We start from the raw sequence: 19,487 nt of genomic DNA on the forward strand, positions 1-19,487 counted from the left end.
AGCTCCCCACACGAGCCGAATCTCCCACACTACGCAAAGGGGAACACGTGCTGCCTCAACGGCACCGTATGCGCACCAGCGCAGAATTCTCCCACGCCTTCCGTTCCGGCATCCGTACAGGACGTCGGAACATCGTTGTATCTACGGCGAAAAATCCTGGAAAAACAACCCAGGTAGGTTTCATTGTGTCGAAGGCGGTGGGCAACGCAGTCACACGCAACCTGGTGAAGCGCCGGTTGCGTGAGCTTGCCGCGCTCACCTGCGCTGCGCATCCGGAAGGCTACGCCATTGCTGTGCGAGCACTTCCTGCCTCCGCGAGCGCCAGCTGGGATCAGTTGCGCCGCGATTACGAATCGGCACTCGAGGCTGCGTTCGCTAAGCTCGACCTGCCTCAGAGCAAGGAGAAGCCGTGAGCCGTTCCCAGCGTGACCGCTGTGAAGAACGCTTCCACGCGCATCACAGCGGCACCTATAGCGCATCTGCCGAAACTCTGGGCCCCGACGAGCTGTTGGCACTAGCACCTAACGAATTCGTGAGGCCTGAAACTTTCCTGCAGGCTCTCTACGTTCTACCGCAGAACCTGCTGATTGCGTGCATGAAGGCCTACCGCAAGGTCGTCTCCCCCCTCTACGGGGACGTGTGCCGCTACTACCCAACCTGCTCAGCCTACGCTCTGGAGGCGCTGACCACCCACGGTGCGATGGGCGGGCTTTCCCTGACGGTGCGCCGTATTCTGCGGTGTGTTCCCTGGGCGACCGGAGGTATCGACCCAGTTCCGGAGGGGAAGCGTACTTTCGCTCCCGGAGCAGAACCGAAAATTATTCTGCTCAACCACCCCCATCTTTACACCCCTCACACCGGTGGTGACGCCCGCCCTGAGTAGGCGGCGCCTCCCACACAATGACTTAGCCGAGTCCTTAAGGAGTATTCCCGCGTGAATATTTTTGATTTGATTCTTTGGCCGTTTAAATGGATCGTCTCCGTGGTCCTGTGGCTGTTCCACACTCTTTTCACCTCGCTGGGTATGGACCCGGCTTCCGGCCTGACTTGGGTTCTGTGCATTATCTTCCTGACCCTGGTGATGCGTACCCTGACCATTCCGCTGTTCGTCAAGCAGATTAAGGCGATGCGCGGTATGACCGCGATGCAGGGCGATATGGCGAAGCTGCAGGAGAAGTACAAGGGTAAGAAGGACCAGCTCTCCCGCCAGGCTATGGCTCAGGAGCAGATGGAAATGTACCGTAAGCACGGTACGAACCCCTTCGCCTCCTGCCTGCCGATTCTGGCGCAGATGCCGATCTTCTTCGGTCTGTACCAGGTGCTGATGGGCGTTCCCACCGCGGCGCAGAGTAACGAGAGCGTGCTCATGCTGCCGGCTGATCTGGTGCACCAGTTCAACGACTCGCAGATTTTTGGTGCGCAGCTGTTTGCGACCATGGTGCACCCGGGCGCTGGTGACACCACCGCGACCGTTGTCCAGGCGGTCATCATGATTGTTCTGATGAGTGCGACCCAGTTCTACATTCAGAAGCAGCTGAGCGTGAAGAACATGTCGGAGGCGGCTCTGAACTCTCCGATGTTCCGTCAGCAGCAGATGATCATGTACATCTTCCCGATCATCTTCGCTGTTTCCGGTATTAACTTCCCGCTGGGTGTTATGTACTACTGGACCGTGTCGAACCTCTGGTCGCTGGGCCAGCAGTGGTGGGTTATCCGCAATAACCCGACCCCCGGTTCTCAGGCGGAGCGTGAGCTGAACGCTCGCCGTGCTGCGAAGGGCCTGCCTCCGATTGGTAAGACCCGTGAGCAGCACGAGAAGGATCTGCGGGAGGCTCGTGAGCGTGCCGCAGCTGGTCAGCGTCAGCAGCCGGTCGGTAAGAAGCGCCAGAAGCAGCAACGCAATAAGCAGAACGGAAAGAAGTAGTTTTCTTCCGTGATTCGGGCCGGGTTCTCGCCACGTGTGGCGCGGGCCCGGCGCCGTGTATGAGATACTTTTTACCCCTAGGACACCCCTCCGAACACCCCGAGGAATATTGTGACTGAAGCTATGGAATATGAGGACGAGCAGCTCGTTGAGGAGCAGCTAGTAGAGGAGCCCCTTGAGGGCGAAGAAGACGATTTTGAGGACATCGACGAGGAAGGCGATATCGCCGCTGACTACCTCGAAGAACTCCTCGATATTGTCGATATGGACGGCGACATTGATATTGAGGTGCGCAATAACCGCATCTACCTGTCGGTCGTCAATGACGATGATGACAATGAGGAACTGCGCCACCTGGTTGGCCGCCACGGTGAGGTTCTGGAGGCTCTGCAGGAGCTGGTGCGCCTCTCCGTCCTGGCTGGTAACGGCACTCGTTCCCGCCTGATTCTGGACATCGCTGGCTACCGTGCTGAGCGTCGTGAGCAGCTGGAGAAGATCGCTGCTGACGCGATTGAGAAGGTGCGCACTACCGGTCGCGATGAGCACATGAAGCCGCTGAGCCCGTACGAGCGTAAGGTCGTGCACGATGTGGTGGCTACTGCTGGCTTGTACAGCGAGTCTGAGGGTGAGGGCCCTCGCCGTCACGTGGTGATCTCTCTTCCCGAGGTAGGAGCCTAGTATGGAGACTTCGATGGTTGCTCTCAACGAGAGCGAGCGTGCCGCAGCGGAGGCTGTGTTTGGTGAGCGTCTGCCTTTGGCAGAGCGCTACGTGCAGCACTTGGCGACGACCGGTATTGAGCGTGGCCTGATCGGTCCGCGTGAGGTTCCGCGCCTGTGGGCTCGCCACGTGCTGAACTGTGCCGTGGTACAGGAATACATTGCGCCGAACGCGTCGGTTGCCGATGTCGGTTCTGGTGCCGGCCTGCCCGGCCTGTGCCTGGCGATTGCCCGCCCGGATTTGAAGCTGACCCTGATTGAGCCTCTGGAGCGCCGCGTGATTTGGCTGAATGAGGTTGTTGAGGATTTGGGTCTGGGGAACGTGACCGTGCTGCGCTCGCGTGCTGAGCAGGCTGTGGGTGCTGTTGAGGCTGATGTGGTGACTGCGCGTGCTGTGTCGGCTCTGGTGGGCCTGCTGGACATTACTCTGCCGATTCTGCGCGGCACCGGTGAGCTGCTGGCCCTGAAGGGTCGTAGTGCCGCAGAGGAGATTACCAAGGCGAAGAAGAAGCTGAACCGCTACGGTGCGCGTGAGACTGAGATTCTCACCGCCGGCAGTGACCTGCTGAAAGAGCCGACGACGGTGGTTCGAGTTCGCCTCTAAAGGTTTCGTCTCAAATGGGCGGTACCGCAACGAGCTAGTGAATAGGCTGGCTTACGCGGTGCCGCCCATTTTTTGTGCGCTGGCTTGCCGGGCGCGCGGCAATTGCATCCGCAGAGTACATAGAATGACCTCTCGCGTGGAGTATTGACCTGATGCCGGGTACCCTTAAGGAAGGATTGAAACCTTAGGCTCTTCTACATCAAAGTCTGATGGTTCACTATGGGACCTCGAGTCCTTCAAAAACCATTCGGGCAGCACAAATGTTTCACGTGAAACATTGCAGACTTCATCACCTCATCTCAGTATGTTTCACGTGAAACATGCTGAGATGAATGAATGGTGGGGGAGCGGAGGTTGAATCCTCCTCGCGCACAAATACCGCAGAGTATTGCCACACGCGAGGCATCAGACGAAGCATCACCGTAGACACACCACCCGGAATATGGAAGGCACCCGATGACTCCTCAAGCTCAGAAATCTGTTGCAGATTTGCTCCCCAAGCCTGTGCATACGCGTGTCTTCACCGTGTCGAACCAGAAGGGCGGCGTGGGTAAAACCAGCACCGCCGTGAACCTCGCAGCCGCGCTCGCGGAGGCTGGACTGAACGTCCTGGTGATCGACAACGACCCGCAGGGTAACGCCTCGACCGCACTGGGCATTGAACACGGCGTGGACGTTCCCAGTGTCTACAACGTTCTGATTGAGGATAAGCCGCTTTCTGAAATTATTCAGGAATGCCCCGATATGCCCGGCCTGTTCTGTGCCCCCGCCAATATCGACCTTGCGGGTGCGGAGATTGAACTAGTCTCCCTGGTGGCACGCGAGACTCGCCTCAAGAACGCCCTGATGGACTACACTGAGTGGCGCGAGAAGCAGGGCATGGAGCGCCTGGACTATGTTTTCATCGACTGCCCGCCGAGCCTCGGCCTGCTGACCGTCAACGCCTTCGTTGCGGCAGAAGAGATTTTGATTCCGATCCAGTGCGAGTACTACGCTCTGGAAGGCCTGAGTCAGCTACTGAAGAATATCCAGATGATTCAGAAGCACCTGAACTCCAAGCTGCGCATCAGTACAATCCTGCTGACCATGTACGATGCTCGTACCAACCTGGCATTCCAGGTGGCAGAGGAGGTGCGCGAGCACTTCCCGGAGGAGACTCTGGGGGTCAAGATTCCTCGCTCGGTTCGCATCTCTGAAGCTCCCAGCTATCAGCAGACCGTCATCACCTACGATTCTTCGTCGACTGGCGCTCGCGCCTACCGCGAGGCGGCACAGGAGCTCTCGCGCCGATCCGCATAATCTAAATCTTTTGAAATGAGCCCTTTTGGATTGTCTATTGATGATTCAAAAGGGCTCATTGTGTGCGGTATCTTCTGAGCGAAACACGAGAAAACAGCCTTAGAGAATTAATTATTGGGAATAATTTGGATTATGCGCCGTGCATTTTTTACTCCTGCTTTCGAGTGCTTATTTCGTTTACACTAGATGAAGAAGAAAAAATGAGCGGGCTCGTCCGGGGGTCCTAAGGAGTAACGATGGCTGAAAAGCGACGCGGCTTGGGTCGTGGCCTGGGGGCACTGATCCCTCAGAGTACGAAGAATTCTGGTAATGCTGAGGCGAAGGCATCCGAAAAGACTACTGCAGTAAAGACTGCACCCAAGAAGGTGTCTACTCCGATTGAAGAGCCGATGACTGACGGTCTCTTCGAAATGGCTCACGAGGCTAAGCCGGAGAAGCAGCGTAAGAGCGCTAAAGCTGAGTCTGTAGATGCTAAGCCTGCTGAAGCTGCACCCGCTCAGGAAAAGCCTGCTGAAGCTGAAAAGGCAGAGGGGAAGGTTGAAGCTCCCGCCTCCTCGCAGGATGTTTCACGTGAAACATCGAAGAAGAAGTCTCGCGTGGATATGGGTGCGGCACTGCGCAACACCACCCTGACTCGCCGCCCGGTGGACTTCTTCTTTGGTGAAGACGTCTCCACTCCGCAGTCCGCTTCTGAGGAGCAGAGCGGTTTGGTTCCGGTTCCCGGTGCCCAGTTTGCTGAGTTGAACGTTCATGATATCCACCCGAACCGCAAGCAGCCCCGAACCGACTTTGATGAGCAGGACATGGAAGAGCTCATCCACTCGGTACGTGAGATTGGTGTTCTGCAGCCGATCGTCGTGCGTCCCTCGCGCGAAAACGGTGCCGAAAAGTATGAGCTGGTCATGGGTGAGCGCCGCTGGCGTGCAACCCAGGCGGCTGGCCTGAGCACCATCCCGGCGATTGTTCGTGAGACTGAAGACGGTGACCTGCTCCGTGACGCCCTGCTGGAGAACCTGCACCGCAGTCAGCTGAACCCCATTGAAGAGGCGGCGGCATACCAGCAGCTCATGGAGGAGTTTGACACTACTCAGGAGCAGTTGGCTAAGCGCATTGGTCGTTCTCGCCCCCAGATTTCGAACACGATTCGTCTGCTGAAGCTGCCGGCTCTGGTGCAGCGTCGCGTTGCGGCGGGTATTCTCTCCGCGGGTCACGCGCGTGCCCTGCTGGCTCTGACGGACCAAGCTCAGATTGAGACTCTCGCGCAGAAGATTGTGAATGAGGGGCTGTCGGTTCGCGCAACTGAGGAGCTGGTGAACCACGCATCCGGCGCTGCCGAGGTGAAGGAGCGTAAGGCTCCTCAGCCTCAGAAGCACCGTGAGCGCCTGGACTATATTGCGGAGGCTTTTGCTGACAAGCTCGATACTTCGGTGAAGATTTCGCTGGGTGCTCGCAAGGGTAAGATGACCATCGAATTTGCGAATGTTGAGGATCTGAACCGCATTATCCGCGTTTTGGATTCTGATTTCTTGGGCTAAATTTTCGCTTAAAACAATATTTAGCAACTGAAATCAGCTGTATATATAAAAAAACCCTCGGTGATGTTTCACGTGAAACATCACCGAGGGTTTTTCTCTAGCCTCTCGAAAGTTTAGCCCAGGTGCTCGGAGAACTCTGCCAGCAGGGCGGACTTCGTCTTAGCGCCTACGGTCTTCTTGACGACCTCGCCACCCTTGAAAAGGTAGATGGCGGGAATGGAGGTAATGCCGTACTTCATGGCGGTATCGCCATTTGCTTCAACATCCACCTTGACCACGTCGACCTGACCGGCGTACTCGCCAGCGATCTCGTCAATCACGGGGCCAACCATGCGGCAGGGGCCGCACCATTCAGCCCAGAAGTCCACGATAACGGGCTTGTCGTTCTTCAGAACCAGTTCGTCAAAAGTGGCATCAGTTGCCTGCTGTGCACTGCTCACGGAGTGCTCCTTTCTGACACGGGGCGGATTCCCCTGCGAGTAATACGAATAGTTTAGAGGTTTTCGAGGTAGTGCTGCGCGTCCAGAGCGGCAACAGCACCGGAACCTGCAGCAATAATTGCCTGGCGGTAGGTCGGGTCAATCACGTCACCGGCAGCAAAAACGCCGGGAACGGAAGTCTTCGAAGAACGGCCCTGAACCGCGATGGTGTGGTTCTCGGTGATCTCCAGCTGATCACGCACCAGTTCCACTCGAGGATCGGAGCCAATAGCGATGAACAAGCCCTGAACAGCCAGCTGACGCTCAGAACCGTCCTTGGTGTTGGTCAGGGTGATCGACTCGAGGTTGCTCTCGCCGTGAACGGCGGTAACAGCCGAATCCCAGACGACCTCAATCTTCGGGTTGTTGAACGCGCGGGTCTGCATGATTTCCGAAGCGCGGAAAGAATCGCGGCGGTGCACCAGGTACACCTTGGACGCGAAGGTCGTCAGGAACAGTGCCTCCTCCAGCGCGGAGTCGCCGCCGCCGACCACTGCGATTTCCTTGTCCTTGAAGAAGAAACCATCGCAGGTTGCGCACCAGGAGACGCCGTAACCGGAGAGTCGATCTTCACCCTCGATGTTGAGCTTACGGACCTGAGAACCGGTGGTCATGATGACGGTCTTCGCCAGGTGAACGGCGCCGTCAGCGGTGTAGACCTTCTTCACGTCGCCGGTGAGTTCAACCTTCTCTACGTCCTGGTAGCGGATGTCAGTGCCGAAACGCTCAGCCTGCTGACCGATGTTCTCCATCAGCTCGGGGCCCTGGATGCCCTGAATGAATCCGGGGAAGTTCTCCACCTCGGTGGTGTTCATGAGGGAGCCGCCGGGTGCCAGGGAGCTGGCGAAGAGGACGGGCTTCAGTTCGGCGCGTGCCGCGTAGATTGCGGCGGTGTAGCCGGCGGGGCCGGAGCCCACAATAATGACGTTGTGGACGGTTGCATCGGCTTCAACCTCGGCAGCCGGTGCAGCTTTGGTGGCGGGTGCGGATGCGAGGTTCAGATTGCCCAGGGCGGAGCCTCCGAAGAGGCCTCCCAGATTCTCAGTCATCGGATATGTCTTTCCGTTGTAGGTCTTTCGTTCTGCCCCTATAACAGGGCTTTATCCTCGATTATTCCATTTTTGGGGGACCCTTATCCAGATACTCCGCGCACTGTGAATCTTTGAGTAGCGACCCTGCCATAAAGAGTCATAAATGGACATCAAAAAGGGTGGGGCTTCCGAACTGTTGAGTTCAGAAGCCCCACCCTTGTGTCTGGGGTGCGAGCGCCCTGTCGGTGTCACGTTATGGGTTGATTAGTCCACCTTGATTTCGTTGATGCGCAGACCGTAATTCCAAGCTCCAATCGGCAGGGAGAGGCGGGGTAGCTCGTTGACCACGATGATCACGTAGGCGCCCTTTTCTGCGCTCTGCTTGGAGGTGTCCAGGGTGACGACTGCATCCTTGCCTTCGAAGGTGCCCTTGCCAATCTCAACCGCACCGTTCAGGGATGCGGAGCTATTGGTATAGACGGTGAAGGAACCACCGACGCCGGTGTTCTGCTGGATGGTCAGCTTGGAGACAACGGTGGGGGGCTGCAGCTTCAGTGCCAGGCCGAATTCCTTGATGGTGCCGGCGTAGTTGGCGGTGCCGAAGCCGTAGCTGATCCATGCGGTGTTGGCGTTACCGTCGGTCAGGTTGGGGATGAGGGTGTCCATGTCGTTCATGAACATGGGGTTCGAGGGCGCGAAGCGAGCCACGGACGCGATTTTAGCCGGTGCGTTCGATGCCTTAGTGGTCGGGGATGCCGATGCGCTGGCGCTTGCCGCAGCCGATTCGGGTGCCGAGGCGGAAGACTTGGGGGTGTGCGGTGCGGCTGCCTGGTTGGAGCCGATTGCGCCCAGGGAGGTGAGGATACCGCCTGCGACGATGACAAGCAGTAGGACTGCTGCCAGGGCGACTGCCCAGGTGCCGCGGCTGCCGTCTTCTTCGTCTTCGTCATCTTCGTAGATACTGGTGGGTTCGGAGTAGGCGGTCACTGCCGCGCCGTCGGATGAGTTCCAGTTCTTGGCGGCGGTGATGCTCTCCTGATTAGCGGAGGAGGAGACCTTCTCGTAGGTGTTGGGGGAGCTGCTGCTTTCGGAGTCGCCGAAGATTTCGGTGCCCAGCGCGTCCTCTGCGTTGGAGAGTGCGTGGTTTTCGACCAGCAGGGTGTCCAGCAGGGTGTCGGGGCGGGTGTGGGAGGTGACGAGGTAGCGGCTACCTTCGGGGGTGATGCCCAGGTCAAGGATTTGGATGTTGCCGCGTGCGTTGGTTGCGAGCGCGCGGGAGTTTGCTTCCAGCAGTGCGCTGCGGCTGGGCGATGCGACGACGACCGAGACCTTACGGTTGAGAATCTGGTCGGTGCCTTCAAGCACCATGTCGGATTCTACCGTAATGATGATGTGTGCGGTGATCTCGTAGCGGCCTCCGAGGACCGATCCGACCGGAATCTGTTGCGACAACGTGTTCTCCCGAGGTGGTTTCATAGTGCCTGCCGTGTGGCGGGCCCTGACTATTAGATTCTACCCGGCATTGAAGGATGCTGGGGCTGAGTGATAGTTTGTGGCGTCCGGGTGGTTGCCTGTGTCTTCTGCGGGCCTCGGTGTGGGGTGCGGTGGGTGCACGGACAGCTACCCGGGTTGGGCGTTGTGTACTGCTTTAGCGGCGGGCAAAACGCTCAAGTTTAGAGGTGAGGGGTGCCAGTAGTGCGTTGGCTTCCTTGACGCGGAAGATTTGTATACCGGCGAGGTATGCCAGGCCCATGACGGTGCCACATACGGCGAGAGTGATGATTGCGGTGAGCTTGGATGCCCAGGCGAATCCGTCGAGCTGGTAGCCGCCGAGCAGCCAGAGTGCAATGGCCGCGATGCCGCCGGCGAAGAGGGATGCGAGGGTGGTGCGGGCGTAGGTGCTGACGATGCCGCGCTGGCCGTAGTAGCCGAGGCGGCGGCGGACCATGTTGTGGCTGATGAACATGATCAGGATGTTGTGCACTGGGTAGATGAAGGCGAGCATGTACACGGTGTACTGTGCGTCGAGCAGGGATGCTGCGAAGCTCATGATGACCATGATGATGGCGGAGTACACCTGGATGCGGAAGGGGGTGCGTGCGTCTTCGCGGGCGTAGAGCACACGGCTGTAGAGGTAGTTGATGGTGAGGGTGGGGGTGCCGAGCGCGGTGATGACGATGAGCTTGGCGATGATGGTTGCTGCGATGGGGTCGCCGCCGCTGAAGAGTACTGCGACGGGCCCTGCCAGGACCATGAGTGCGACCATGCAGAAGACGGTGGCTACGGCTGCGTTGCGCAGGCCGTGGGAGAGCGCGTAGATGACGCTGTCGCTGTCGTCGGCGATGGCGGAGGCACTCATGCGGTTGAAGAGCACGGTGGCGATGGAGATGCCGATGACGCCGTGCGGGAGCATGTACAGCATGGAGGCGTAGTTGAGTGCCTGCAAGCCGGGGATTTGGATGCCGAGGGCGGCGTAGTGTTCGCGCTGGCCGACGATGCCGGCGGCTACCTTGGTCATGTAGAGGAATGCGAGGTTGGAGATGATGCCGGAGGCGAGGGTCCAGGCGGCGAGCTTCGAGGCTGCGCGCAGGCCGATGCCGCGCCATGCGAAGTCGGGCTTGAGGCGCAGGCCGAGCTTGCGTAGGGGGATGAACAGGACGAGTGCCTGCATGATGACGCCGAAGGTGGAGGAGCCTGCCAGTACAAGGGTCTGGGCGTTGGTCCAGTTGTCTACGGTGTGGATGGGGTGGGGGTTGGGGGTCTGTGCGCCGAAGAGGAAGATGAAGAGGAATAGCGACAGGATGGTGATGACGTTGTTGAGTACGGGCGACCACATGTAGGCGCCGAATGCGTCTTTGGCGTTGAGGACCTGTCCGATGACGGTGTAGAGGCCGTAGAAGAAGATTTGGGGTAGGCACCAGAGGGCGAAGATGAAGCCGAGCTGCCGTTGTTCGGGGCTCCATCCTGAGCCCATGATGCTGATGATGGGCCAGGCGCAGGCGACGGTGATGAGGGTGATGAGGCCGATTGCGGTGACGGTGAGGGTGACGAGTTTGGAGATGTATCGTGCGCCGCCGTCTTGTGCTTTGGCCGCCTTGATGATTTGCGGTACGAGGACTGCGTTGAACACGCCGCCTGCTACGAGGACGTAGATGAGGTTGGGTAGGGTGTTGGCGGTTTCGAAGACGTCGCCGACGGTTGAGAGTGAGCCGATGGCTACGGTGAGCAGGATGGTCTTGACGAATCCGAGGATGCGCGAGACGAGGGTGCCTGCTGCCATGATTGCGCTTGAGCGGGCGTCATTACGTGCCACGTATGTCTCTCCTGTGTGGGCGGGTGATTGCTTCTTTTAGTTTTTGGGGCTCTTACAGCGGGTGTTTAGAGCTGGGTGGTGATGTATTCGCGCGCACTGCGGGCTATGTGTTGTTCGTTGGCGAATGAGAGGCGGGTGGGGAGCTCTTCGAGGGGGACCCATGCGACGTCGATTGCTTCGTGGTCGGGGTCGTTGTCGATGCTGAGTTCGCCGCCGGTTGCTGCGAAGAGGTAGTGGTGCACGGTTTTGTGGATGCGCGTGCCGTTGGAGGTGAACCAGTAGGCGATGGTGCCGAGGGAGGCTACGGGGTAGCCGGTGATTCCGGTTTCTTCGCTGATTTCGCGTTGTGCGGCTTCGACGGTGGTTTCGCCGTGTTCGATGTGGCCTTTGGGTAGGCACCATTCGCGTTGTCCGTTGCGGTTGATGCGGGCGATGATGGCTACGGGTAGCTGTTCGGGTCGGTCAAAGTCGATGATGAGCCCGCCTGCGGAGACTTCTTCGGGGGCGGGTACCGCTCGCGCGGGCGCGGTAAAGCGCGTTTTGGGGGCGCGGGGTACGGGAATGCTCATGGTTCTACCTTAACCGATAGGCTGAGGTTTTGGTGTCTCGGTTTGAGGTGAGATAGCTGTCTTTGGTGGGGTGTTGTGGGTGTGGGGTGGGCGCGTGGGTGGTTTTTCTGGCACGATTAAAGGATTATGTCGCTGATTATTGATGTTGTGTCGAAGTACCCGGATGCCGCCGAGCTGGGAGAACTGTACCGTGCGGCGGGTTTTGAGCTGTACTTGGTGGGCGGTATTGTCCGCGATAATCTGCGGGTTGAAGATGGTCTCTTCACCGATTTTGATTTGACGACGGATGCTACTCCGGAGCAGAGCGAGCAGATTCTGCGTGGGTGGGGTGAGCATACGTGGGATATCGGCAAGGAGTACGGCACGATTAGTGCGCGCAAGAATGGCGTGGTGTATGAGGTGACCACGTACCGTGCTGAGGTGTATGTTTCGGATTCGCGTAAGCCGACGGTTGAGTTCGGCACGGATTTGAGTGCCGATTTGGTGCGTCGTGATTTCACGATTAATGCGATGGCGGCGGCTTTGCCGAGCGGCGAGGTGGTTGACCTGTTTGGTGGCGTTGAGGATTTGCGTGCGGGTGTTTTGCGTACTCCGCGCTCGCCGGAGGAGTCTTTTTCTGAGGACCCGCTGCGTATGATGCGTGCGGCTCGTTTTGCTGCGCGTTTTAATCTTGAGGTTGCCCCGGAGGTTTTCGAGGCGATGCGTGAGATGGCTGGCCGTATTGAGATTATTTCAGCTGAGCGTGTGCGTGATGAGCTGGTGAAGCTGATTGAGGCGGATTATCCGCGGGTGGGTTTGAACCTGCTGGTGGATACGGGTCTGGCGGATTATGTGTTGCCGGAGCTTCCTGCGTTGCGTATGGAGATGGATCCTGCGCATCACCATAAGGATGTGTATGCGCATTCGTTGAAGGTGATGGAGCAGGCGATGGAGAAGGAGACGGACGAGGACGGCCCGTGCCCGGCTCCTGATTTTATTCTGCGTTTTGCGGCGTTGATGCACGATATTGGTAAGCCGAAGACTCGTAAGTTTGAGAAGGACGGCTCCGTCTCGTTCCTGCACCATGAGGTGGTGGGCGCGAAGATGGTGAAGAAGCGTATGCGTGCGCTGCGTTTTGATAATGACACGATTAAGGCTGTGGCTCGTCTGGTGGAGCTGCATATGCGGTTCTATGGTTACCGTGAGTCGGGTTGGACTGATTCTGCGGTGCGCCGTTATGTGCGTGATGCGGGCGATCAGTTGGAGCGTCTGCATCGTGTGTCGCGTTCTGATGTGACGACTCGTAATCGTCGCTTGTCGCGTTCGCTGGCTGAGGCGTATGACGATTTGGAGCGTCGTATTGCTGAGTTGGCTGCTCAGGAGGAGCTGGATTCAATTCGTCCGGATCTGGATGGCGGTCAGATTATGCAGATTCTTGGTATTGCGCCGGGCCCGGTGGTGGGTGAGGCGTATAAGTTCTTGTTGAATTTGCGTCTGGATGAGGGTTCGCTTCCTGAGGAGGAGGCGAAGGCTCGTCTGGTGCAGTGGTGGGAGCAGCGTCGGGAGGCGTAGCTTCTGCGGTTTTCGGTACCGCATCGCATGGTTGAGGTCACGCGGTGCGGTACTGTTCTATCTGCTTTTTCTCGTGTATTGTTAAGAAATCTATGCGTGTTCCCCGCCCGGTGTGTTTCACGTGTAGGGCACAATGAATCTCCTGCTATGGAAATCCCATAGCCGTTTAGCCCAAAGGAGGGGTTTAATCATGCGTGCATATGAACTGATGGTTATCCTCAGCCCCGAGGTTGAGGACCGTGCGGTTGAGCCGTCGCTGTCCAAGTTCCTCGAGATCGTGACCAACGAGGGTGGTTCCGTCGACAACGTCGACATCTGGGGCCGTCGTCGCCTGGCATACGAGATCCAGAAGAAGTCTGAGGGTATCTACGCAGTGGTGAACTTCACCTCTACCCCCGAGACCGCAGCTGAGCTCGATCGTGTTCTGAACCTGAACGAGTCCGTCATGCGTACCAAGATCATCCGCCCGGAGGATCAGAAGATCTCCAGCAAGTAGTTGGTCTTTCCGGTCGGCTGACCCCCTAAAAATGTCAGGGGGTTGCGCTGTACTGGATTCAACATACTTGTAACTCTTATCGAGGAGGCATCAAATGGCAGGCGATACCGTTATTACCGTTATTGGTAATCTGACTGGCGATCCGGAGCTTCGTTACACCCCTGCGGGTGCGGCGGTTGCTAATTTCACGATCGCATCGACTCCGCGTACTTTTAACCGCCAGACGAACCAGTGGGAGGATGGGGAGACCCTGTTCCTGCGTGCGTCGGTGTGGCGTGGTTACGCTGAGAATGTTGCAGAGACTCTGAAGAAGGGTACTCAGGTTATCGCGCAGGGCCGTCTGAAGTCTCGCTCGTACGAGACCAAGGAAGGCGAGCGTCGTACTTCGTTTGAGCTTGAGGTCGAGGAGATCGGCCCGACTCTGCGTTTTGCTACTGCTCAGGTGACTCGCGCGCAGCGTTCTGCCGGAGGTAATAACTTCGGTGGCGGTGCGCAGGGTGGCTTTGGCGGTGGCGCTGGGTACAACGCTGCTGCTCAGGGCGGTTTCTCCGCTCCTCAGCAGAACAATTTTGCTGCTGCTCAAGGTAATGGTTACTCTGGCCAGTCTGGCTACTCCGCTCCGGCTGCTCCGGCGGCCCCCGCAGCTCCTGCTGCTGATCCGTGGAGTTCTCAGTCTGGTGGTAACTATGACTGGGGTAGCGGCGCCGACGACGAACCTCCGTTCTAAGCCGGTTTCGTTTTCCGAATAGTAATTTATCAATCCATCCCGCGGTTATCCGCCGCGGGCTCCCAACTCTAAGGAGCACCACGATGGCTAAGGCTGAAATCCGTAAGCCCAAACCCAAGCAGAACCCCCTCAAGGCTGCTGACGTCACCGTTATCGACTACAAGGACGTCGCACTTCTGCGCAAGTTCATCTCCGACCGCGGCAAGATCCGCGCTCGCCGCGTGACTGGCGTGACCGTTCAGGAGCAGCGCAAGATCGCTCAGGCTATTAAGAACGCCCGCGAAGTTGCACTGCTGCCCTACTCCGGCGCTGGCCGCTAAAGAGAAGGAGAGACAGTAACATGGCTAAGATCATTCTGACTCAGGAAGTTTCCGGCCTCGGTGCAGCTGGCGATGTTGTCACCGTTAAGGACGGTTACGCACGTAACTACCTGCTGCCCCGCGGCTTCGCCGTGACCTGGACCCAGGGTGGCGAGAAGCAGGTTGAGTCCATCCGCGCCGCTCGTGCGGCTCGTGCTAAGGCTTCTCTGGAAGAGGCTCAGGCAATTGCTGCGTCCCTGGCTGCTAAGCCGGTTGTCGTTGCACACAAGGCTGGCGCTGACGGCCGCCTGTTCGGTACCGTCAAAGCTGAGGCTATTGCTGAGGCTATTGAGGCTGCTGGCATTGGTTCCGTTGACAAGCGCACCATCCACCTGGGTTCCGCTATCAAGCGCACCGGTGAGTACAAGGTGACTGTCCGCCTGCACGCTGACGTTGTTGCTAACGTTGTCCTGGACGTCGTTGCTGCTGCGTAAGTAGATTTTTAGATATTTGACGCTGGCGCTTTGATGCGGCGGCGGTGAGTGTCGGACGGGGTGTCCCTCTTTGTGAGGGGCACCCCGTTTGTTGTATTCGCTCCTGTGCATGTTTCACGTGAAACATTATTTTTGGAGGCTGAGAATATGTGGTGTGCTACAGAAGGATTGGTGGTTAGAGCAGTTGCGACTGCGAGGTACGCCAATTGACCCCGTAGACTGGTAGACATGGCTCGATCTTTTTCACGTTTGTCTTCTAGCGCGCAGCTTCTGTCCACGGGTGTGGTGTTGGAGTGTATCAATTTGCTGCTGTGCGCTCTAGCGGTTATCCCATTTGCGGACGCGAATGTCGCTACTGCTCTTTTGCTTCTTTTGCTGGTGGTTGGCGGCCTTGCATCCAGTGTTGCGCTGGTGTGCGCGCTGGTGGGTCTGGTGAAGTTCCGTCAGTACCGCGTGGCCAATATTTGCTTGGCGGTTATTTCTGTAGTGGCTAACCCGTTGGTGCTGCTGGGGTTGTATATGGCGGCTTATTAGCCCGGTTTAGAGTCCGCAAACTGCACAATATCAAAGCTCTCAGGGTTCTGTTGGTTTTCTCCCAGCTTGTTTCCAGCGAAATTCAATCCTCCCATAAGGTTGGGGGTGTTTACTATAAGTGTTGGTTCGAGAGGACTGCGATGTGAATGTGTGTGTTTCGTGTAGCGGGGTCGCCCGCTAACGAAAGAAGGATGGCAAGGCAAAAGCGCCTTGCCTTTCTTCTTTTAACGCGACGTGTAGTTTCCGCGTGAAATCCGGGGCACTGCACCCCGATGTTGAAGAAAAATCTATTCCCAGCTTTCTTACAGCTTTAACCTACAGGGAATAAAGGTTTACGCGTAATACTTTATATAGATGGTTCGAGAGGACCATCAGAAAGTTGGACTTTCCTTGCGGAAGTGGCTCTGATTTTCGTATGTATGTGTGTGTGATGAGACTGGGGTTGGACCGAGAGGTCCAGCTCCAGTTTCTGTTTAATCTCTAGGGTGTGTGGCAAGGATGGCTGTAGTGGTGTTGCGGCATGCTGTAATAAAGGGCAACCATACTTCTATATAACGTCATATTTCCTTTCTTGGGGTGGCGGGTCTAGAATTGGGAAAGATAAATTTTGCATATTAAATACAAGTATTGAGGAGTTGTCTTCCGTGTCTAAGACCCCTTCCGTTCCCGGTACCGACCGCCCCGCCGAAAAGGCAGCAGGTCACTGGTTGCTGGCTCAGCTGGGCAAGAAGGTTCTGCGCCCCGGCGGCCGCGAGACCACCAACTGGCTGCTGGCTCGTGCTCTGGGCGGCGACATTGACGTCGTGGAGTTTGCTCCGGGCCTGGGTATTACCGCCCTGGAGATTGTGAAGCGTTCCCCCAAGAGCTACACCGGTGTGGATCTTGATCCCAAGGCTGCTGAAATCGTAACCGAGCGTATTGGCGCATCGACTAAGCCGAACTACCGTGTGGTGAACGCTAGCGCTCAGGAGACCGGTCTGCCCTCGGAGAGCTACGACGCCGTGGTGGGCGAGGCGATGTTGACCATGCAGACCGATAAGCACAAGCTGGAGATTATGTGTGAGGCGGCTCGTCTGCTGCGTCCGGGCGGTCACTACGCTATTCACGAGATGTCGCTGGTTCCCGATTATCTGCGCCCCGAATTGAAGGAAGAGATTCAGAAGGATTTGGCGCGCACTATCCGCGTGAATGCCCGCCCGCTGACCGTTGCCGAGTGGACTGCTCTGGCGGAAGAGGCTGGCTTTGAGGTGCTGGATGTGTACCAGACCGATATGGCTCTGCTGGAGCCGAAGCGTCTGCTGGCTGATGAGGGTCCCGCTGGCGTTGCGAAGATTGCGTTCAATCTGGCGCGTAAGCCGCAGATTCGTGAGCGTGTGCTGGGTATGCGCGGTGTGTTCCGCCGCCATGCCGACCATATTGGCGCTATCGGCCTGATTCTGCGTAAGAAGTAAGACAGAATCACACCGCAAAGCTTATACAGCGAAACGGAGCCCCAGTATTCCTCTCTATCCGAGGGAATACTGGGGCTCCGTTTTCAAGCGCTAGCCCGCTAGCCCTAGCAGATTCGCTAGCGCATCTATACCATCTGCCACAGCATGCACCCATCCCGCTGTAACTGCCTCCCTACCGGCGGTGGCCTCCACTCTCGCCAGGTATAGCAGCACACGGTACCTGAGTGCTGCACCGACTACGGCACTGAGCACTAGTACCAGCACTACTGCTGGATACTGCATCAGTATCAGATACTCACCCAGCATCTGTTGCACTAGGGCTTCCCAATGATTTAGTACCCCCACACCTGCATACATGTAGGACACCCCATCAGCGAGCCTGTAGTAGTACAGCATTGCTGATACTCGCAGGTACTTAAGCACCATGGTATGTGGTACAGGCAGGGACCTACTATAGGTGTGTAGTAGTAGCACTGCCACCAGATGAGAGAGGACATGCAGTACGAGGAGAGGGAGGATTTTAAACATGGCGGAGTTCTGCCTTCATGACTAGTGCCCTCGACTCTGATATCGAGGGATCTACTAGGCACATAGCAGTGGCCTGAAAAATATTTTTTGTGAGGCAGTCACGTCTGCTCAGCGATGAGGGCATGCGCGCTAAGGCGAGGTAATGCGCACTATGGATGGTGCGGCGCTCGCTGTTGAGAAGATTGAGGATTATCTGCGCGCTGCCCGTTAGGCGTGTATGTGTTTCGCGTGTGCCTTCGTGAGAAACTAGCATAGGAGTTCTGCAGAAATTGTTTCTGGAACGTCGTAGATATCGGATTGAAACGCGAGGATAAGCATGTCTGAAACTGCTATTGATTATGGTTCCCGCACTATGCCTCATGATGATGTGGCTGAGCAGTCGGTGCTCGGTGGCATGCTGCTGTCGAAGGACGCTATTGCGGATGTGGTTGAGAGCCTGCGTGCGTCTGATTTCTATAAGCCGGCTCACGAGACGATATATGAGGCGATTCTTTCTCTTTACGGTCACGGTAGCCCTGCGGATGCGATTACGGTTGCTGATGAGCTGAAGAAGCGCGGCGAGCTGACTCGTGTGGGCGGCGCGTCCTATATTCATACGCTGATTGCGTCGGTTCCGACTGCTGCTAACGCTCAGTATTACGCTGAGATTGTTAAGGAGCACGCGATTATGCGCCGCCTGATTGAGGCGGGCACGAAGATCGCTCAGCTGGGTTACGCCAATGAGACTGAGGTTGATACTTTGGTAGATCAGGCGCAGGCTGAGATTTATGCGGTGACTGATGGTAACGCGAAGGAAGACTATGTGTCTTTCTCTGAGGCGTTGGAGGAGACCATCAATGAGATTGATGCGAACTCGAACCGCCCCGATGGCGTGTACGGTGTGCCGACTGACTTTATTGAGTTTGATGAGCTGACCGGTGGTCTGCACGGCGGCCAGATGATTGTTATTGCGGCTCGTCCGGGTGTGGGTAAGTCGACTCTGGCTCTTGATATTGCTCGTTCTGCGTCTATTCATCATCAGATGACGACTGTGTTTTTCTCGCTGGAGATGAGTCGTACTGAGTTGGCGATGCGTATTCTCTCTGCGGAGGGCAAGATTTCAATGGGTCGTCTGAAGAAGGGCGACCTGGATACTGAGGGCTGGACGAACCTGGCGACTCTGCAGGGGCGTATTGATTCTGCTCCTCTCTTTATTGATGATTCGCCGAATATGACTCTGATGGAGATTCGCGCGAAGTGCCGTCGTCTCAAGCAGCGTAATGATTTGAAACTTGTGGTGCTGGACTACCTGCAGCTGATGAGTTCGGGTAAGAAGGTTGAGTCTCGTCAGCAGGAGGTTTCGGAGTTCTCTCGTAGCCTGAAGCTGTTGGCTAAGGAGCTGGATGTTCCGGTGATTGCACTGTCTCAGTTGAACCGTGGTTCGGAGCAGCGTACTGATAAGCGTCCGATGGTTTCGGATCTGCGTGAGTCGGGTTCTATTGAGCAGGATGCGGATATGGTGATTCTGCTGCATCGTGAGGATATGTATAACCCGGACAGTGAACGCGTGGGTGAGGCGGACATGATTATCGCTAAGCACCGTGGTGGTCCGACTCGTACTATCCCGTTGGCGTTTAGCGGTAAGTACTCGCGCTTCAACAATATGGCGAATGAGGCGCCTCCCCAGTACTAACCCCGTACTCAACTAACTCAGTACTAAGCTTTCAGCACTCTGTGGCTGTACCCCTCTTCTTCTGTTCCTTGCCGGACGGAAGGGGAGGGGCTTTTTGTACCTATAGGTAGGGGCGCCCGGGGCTAGGGTTAGGAATCGTGCGCAGGGCATGGGAATAGGGGCTGCGGAGGGGGCTCTAGAAGGCATTCTGTGAGGGGTTGAGTGGTTTCTTCTGCGTTTATAAGGTTTTTTAGAAGTTTTTTGAAGATTTTTTAGTACCCATAA

The 19,487-nt window shown here is 57.0% G+C and carries 20 protein-coding genes; 15 read left to right on the forward strand and 5 right to left on the reverse strand.

What is annotated here, in order from left to right; translation table 11 throughout:
• Positions 1 to 47 precede the first annotated feature (47 nt).
• The 7 genes from rnpA (at position 48) to HMPREF2927_RS01065 (ending at position 6,079) form a co-directional block, all read left to right on the forward strand.
• Positions 48 to 413, forward strand: a complete 366-nt coding sequence (gene rnpA / locus HMPREF2927_RS01035) for a ribonuclease P protein component (RefSeq protein ID WP_049341943.1) — start codon at positions 48 to 50, stop codon at positions 411 to 413.
• Complete coding sequence (gene yidD, locus HMPREF2927_RS01040) at positions 410 to 883, forward strand: membrane protein insertion efficiency factor YidD (protein WP_005504090.1); 474 nt, start codon at positions 410 to 412, stop codon at positions 881 to 883. The genes rnpA and yidD overlap by 4 nt, the downstream gene beginning before the upstream one ends.
• Before the next feature lie 51 nt (positions 884 to 934).
• Entirely contained in the window at positions 935 to 1,924 is a 990-nt protein-coding gene (gene yidC / locus HMPREF2927_RS01045) for a membrane protein insertase YidC (protein ID WP_070684782.1), read from the forward strand.
• 111 nt (positions 1,925 to 2,035) lie between these two features.
• Positions 2,036 to 2,602: a Jag family protein gene (locus HMPREF2927_RS01050; RefSeq protein ID WP_070684784.1), complete on the forward strand. Its 567-nt coding sequence runs from the start codon at positions 2,036 to 2,038 to the stop codon at positions 2,600 to 2,602.
• Position 2,603: 1 nt separating this feature from the next.
• Positions 2,604 to 3,245 (forward strand): 16S rRNA (guanine(527)-N(7))-methyltransferase RsmG, encoded by a 642-nt coding sequence (gene rsmG, locus HMPREF2927_RS01055; RefSeq protein WP_083311135.1) that lies wholly within the window; start codon positions 2,604 to 2,606, stop codon positions 3,243 to 3,245.
• A gap of 456 nt (positions 3,246 to 3,701) precedes the next feature.
• Complete coding sequence (locus HMPREF2927_RS01060; RefSeq protein WP_070684785.1) at positions 3,702 to 4,544, forward strand: ParA family protein; 843 nt, start codon at positions 3,702 to 3,704, stop codon at positions 4,542 to 4,544.
• Between the two features lie 236 nt (positions 4,545 to 4,780).
• Complete coding sequence (locus HMPREF2927_RS01065; RefSeq protein WP_070684787.1) at positions 4,781 to 6,079, forward strand: ParB/RepB/Spo0J family partition protein; 1,299 nt, start codon at positions 4,781 to 4,783, stop codon at positions 6,077 to 6,079.
• A 113-nt stretch (positions 6,080 to 6,192) separates the two neighbouring features.
• On the opposite strand, the gene trxA is transcribed toward HMPREF2927_RS01065, so the two are convergent.
• From trxA to HMPREF2927_RS01090, 5 genes are all read right to left on the reverse strand, one after another.
• The gene (trxA, locus tag HMPREF2927_RS01070; RefSeq protein ID WP_070684790.1) at positions 6,193 to 6,519 is read right to left on the reverse strand and encodes a thioredoxin; all 327 of its coding nucleotides are present in this window, start codon (positions 6,517 to 6,519) and stop codon (positions 6,193 to 6,195) included.
• A 53-nt stretch (positions 6,520 to 6,572) separates the two neighbouring features.
• A complete protein-coding gene (gene trxB, locus HMPREF2927_RS01075) occupies positions 6,573 to 7,607 on the reverse strand; it encodes a thioredoxin-disulfide reductase (RefSeq protein WP_070684792.1) in 1,035 nt (344 codons plus the stop codon).
• Positions 7,608 to 7,853: 246 nt separating this feature from the next.
• Positions 7,854 to 9,041, reverse strand: a complete 1,188-nt coding sequence (locus HMPREF2927_RS01080) for a serine/threonine protein kinase (RefSeq protein WP_233992313.1) — start codon at positions 9,039 to 9,041, stop codon at positions 7,854 to 7,856.
• Positions 9,042 to 9,237: 196 nt separating this feature from the next.
• Positions 9,238 to 10,902: a murein biosynthesis integral membrane protein MurJ gene (gene murJ / locus HMPREF2927_RS01085; RefSeq protein WP_070684796.1), complete on the reverse strand. Its 1,665-nt coding sequence runs from the start codon at positions 10,900 to 10,902 to the stop codon at positions 9,238 to 9,240.
• Between the two features lie 65 nt (positions 10,903 to 10,967).
• On the reverse strand, positions 10,968 to 11,471 hold the full coding sequence (locus tag HMPREF2927_RS01090) for an NUDIX hydrolase (protein ID WP_005504058.1): 504 nt from the start codon (positions 11,469 to 11,471) through the stop codon (positions 10,968 to 10,970).
• Positions 11,472 to 11,597: 126 nt separating this feature from the next.
• Here HMPREF2927_RS01090 and HMPREF2927_RS01095 point away from each other — a divergent pair, with 126 nt between their 5' ends.
• From HMPREF2927_RS01095 to dnaB, 8 genes are all read left to right on the forward strand, one after another.
• Positions 11,598 to 13,022, forward strand: coding sequence for a CCA tRNA nucleotidyltransferase (locus HMPREF2927_RS01095; RefSeq protein ID WP_070684798.1), 1,425 nt, complete (start codon positions 11,598 to 11,600; stop codon positions 13,020 to 13,022).
• A gap of 190 nt (positions 13,023 to 13,212) precedes the next feature.
• On the forward strand, positions 13,213 to 13,518 hold the full coding sequence (gene rpsF / locus HMPREF2927_RS01100; protein ID WP_005504056.1) for a 30S ribosomal protein S6: 306 nt from the start codon (positions 13,213 to 13,215) through the stop codon (positions 13,516 to 13,518).
• Between the two features lie 94 nt (positions 13,519 to 13,612).
• On the forward strand, positions 13,613 to 14,245 hold the full coding sequence (locus HMPREF2927_RS01105) for a single-stranded DNA-binding protein (protein WP_005504055.1): 633 nt from the start codon (positions 13,613 to 13,615) through the stop codon (positions 14,243 to 14,245).
• A gap of 83 nt (positions 14,246 to 14,328) precedes the next feature.
• Entirely contained in the window at positions 14,329 to 14,565 is a 237-nt protein-coding gene (gene rpsR / locus HMPREF2927_RS01110; RefSeq protein WP_004005948.1) for a 30S ribosomal protein S18, read from the forward strand.
• A 20-nt stretch (positions 14,566 to 14,585) separates the two neighbouring features.
• On the forward strand, positions 14,586 to 15,038 hold the full coding sequence (rplI, locus tag HMPREF2927_RS01115; RefSeq protein ID WP_005504050.1) for a 50S ribosomal protein L9: 453 nt from the start codon (positions 14,586 to 14,588) through the stop codon (positions 15,036 to 15,038).
• Between the two features lie 228 nt (positions 15,039 to 15,266).
• The gene (locus HMPREF2927_RS01120) at positions 15,267 to 15,572 is read left to right on the forward strand and encodes a hypothetical protein (RefSeq protein ID WP_070684800.1); all 306 of its coding nucleotides are present in this window, start codon (positions 15,267 to 15,269) and stop codon (positions 15,570 to 15,572) included.
• Between the two features lie 644 nt (positions 15,573 to 16,216).
• The gene (locus HMPREF2927_RS01125) at positions 16,217 to 17,023 is read left to right on the forward strand and encodes a class I SAM-dependent methyltransferase (RefSeq protein WP_070684802.1); all 807 of its coding nucleotides are present in this window, start codon (positions 16,217 to 16,219) and stop codon (positions 17,021 to 17,023) included.
• Between the two features lie 844 nt (positions 17,024 to 17,867).
• The gene (gene dnaB, locus HMPREF2927_RS01135; RefSeq protein WP_070674133.1) at positions 17,868 to 19,223 is read left to right on the forward strand and encodes a replicative DNA helicase; all 1,356 of its coding nucleotides are present in this window, start codon (positions 17,868 to 17,870) and stop codon (positions 19,221 to 19,223) included.
• Positions 19,224 to 19,487 lie beyond the last annotated feature (264 nt).

It is taken from the genome of Rothia sp. HMSC061E04 (assembly GCF_001813685.1).
Lineage (GTDB): Bacteria > Actinomycetota > Actinomycetes > Actinomycetales > Micrococcaceae > Rothia > Rothia mucilaginosa.

Coding starts and splice junctions, on each gene's coding strand:
- rplI (WP_005504050.1), top strand. CDS start 14,586: ATGGCTAAGATCATTCTGACTCAGGAAGTTTCCGGCCTCGGTGCAGCT.
- HMPREF2927_RS01105 (WP_005504055.1), top strand. CDS start 13,613: ATGGCAGGCGATACCGTTATTACCGTTATTGGTAATCTGACTGGCGAT.
- HMPREF2927_RS01060 (WP_070684785.1), top strand. CDS start 3,702: ATGACTCCTCAAGCTCAGAAATCTGTTGCAGATTTGCTCCCCAAGCCT.
- HMPREF2927_RS01120 (WP_070684800.1), top strand. CDS start 15,267: ATGGCTCGATCTTTTTCACGTTTGTCTTCTAGCGCGCAGCTTCTGTCC.
- trxB (WP_070684792.1), bottom strand. CDS start 7,607: ATGACTGAGAATCTGGGAGGCCTCTTCGGAGGCTCCGCCCTGGGCAAT.
- HMPREF2927_RS01095 (WP_070684798.1), top strand. CDS start 11,598: ATGTCGCTGATTATTGATGTTGTGTCGAAGTACCCGGATGCCGCCGAG.
- HMPREF2927_RS01090 (WP_005504058.1), bottom strand. CDS start 11,471: ATGAGCATTCCCGTACCCCGCGCCCCCAAAACGCGCTTTACCGCGCCC.
- dnaB (WP_070674133.1), top strand. CDS start 17,868: ATGTCTGAAACTGCTATTGATTATGGTTCCCGCACTATGCCTCATGAT.
- rpsR (WP_004005948.1), top strand. CDS start 14,329: ATGGCTAAGGCTGAAATCCGTAAGCCCAAACCCAAGCAGAACCCCCTC.
- HMPREF2927_RS01065 (WP_070684787.1), top strand. CDS start 4,781: ATGGCTGAAAAGCGACGCGGCTTGGGTCGTGGCCTGGGGGCACTGATC.
- rsmG (WP_083311135.1), top strand. CDS start 2,604: ATGGAGACTTCGATGGTTGCTCTCAACGAGAGCGAGCGTGCCGCAGCG.
- rpsF (WP_005504056.1), top strand. CDS start 13,213: ATGCGTGCATATGAACTGATGGTTATCCTCAGCCCCGAGGTTGAGGAC.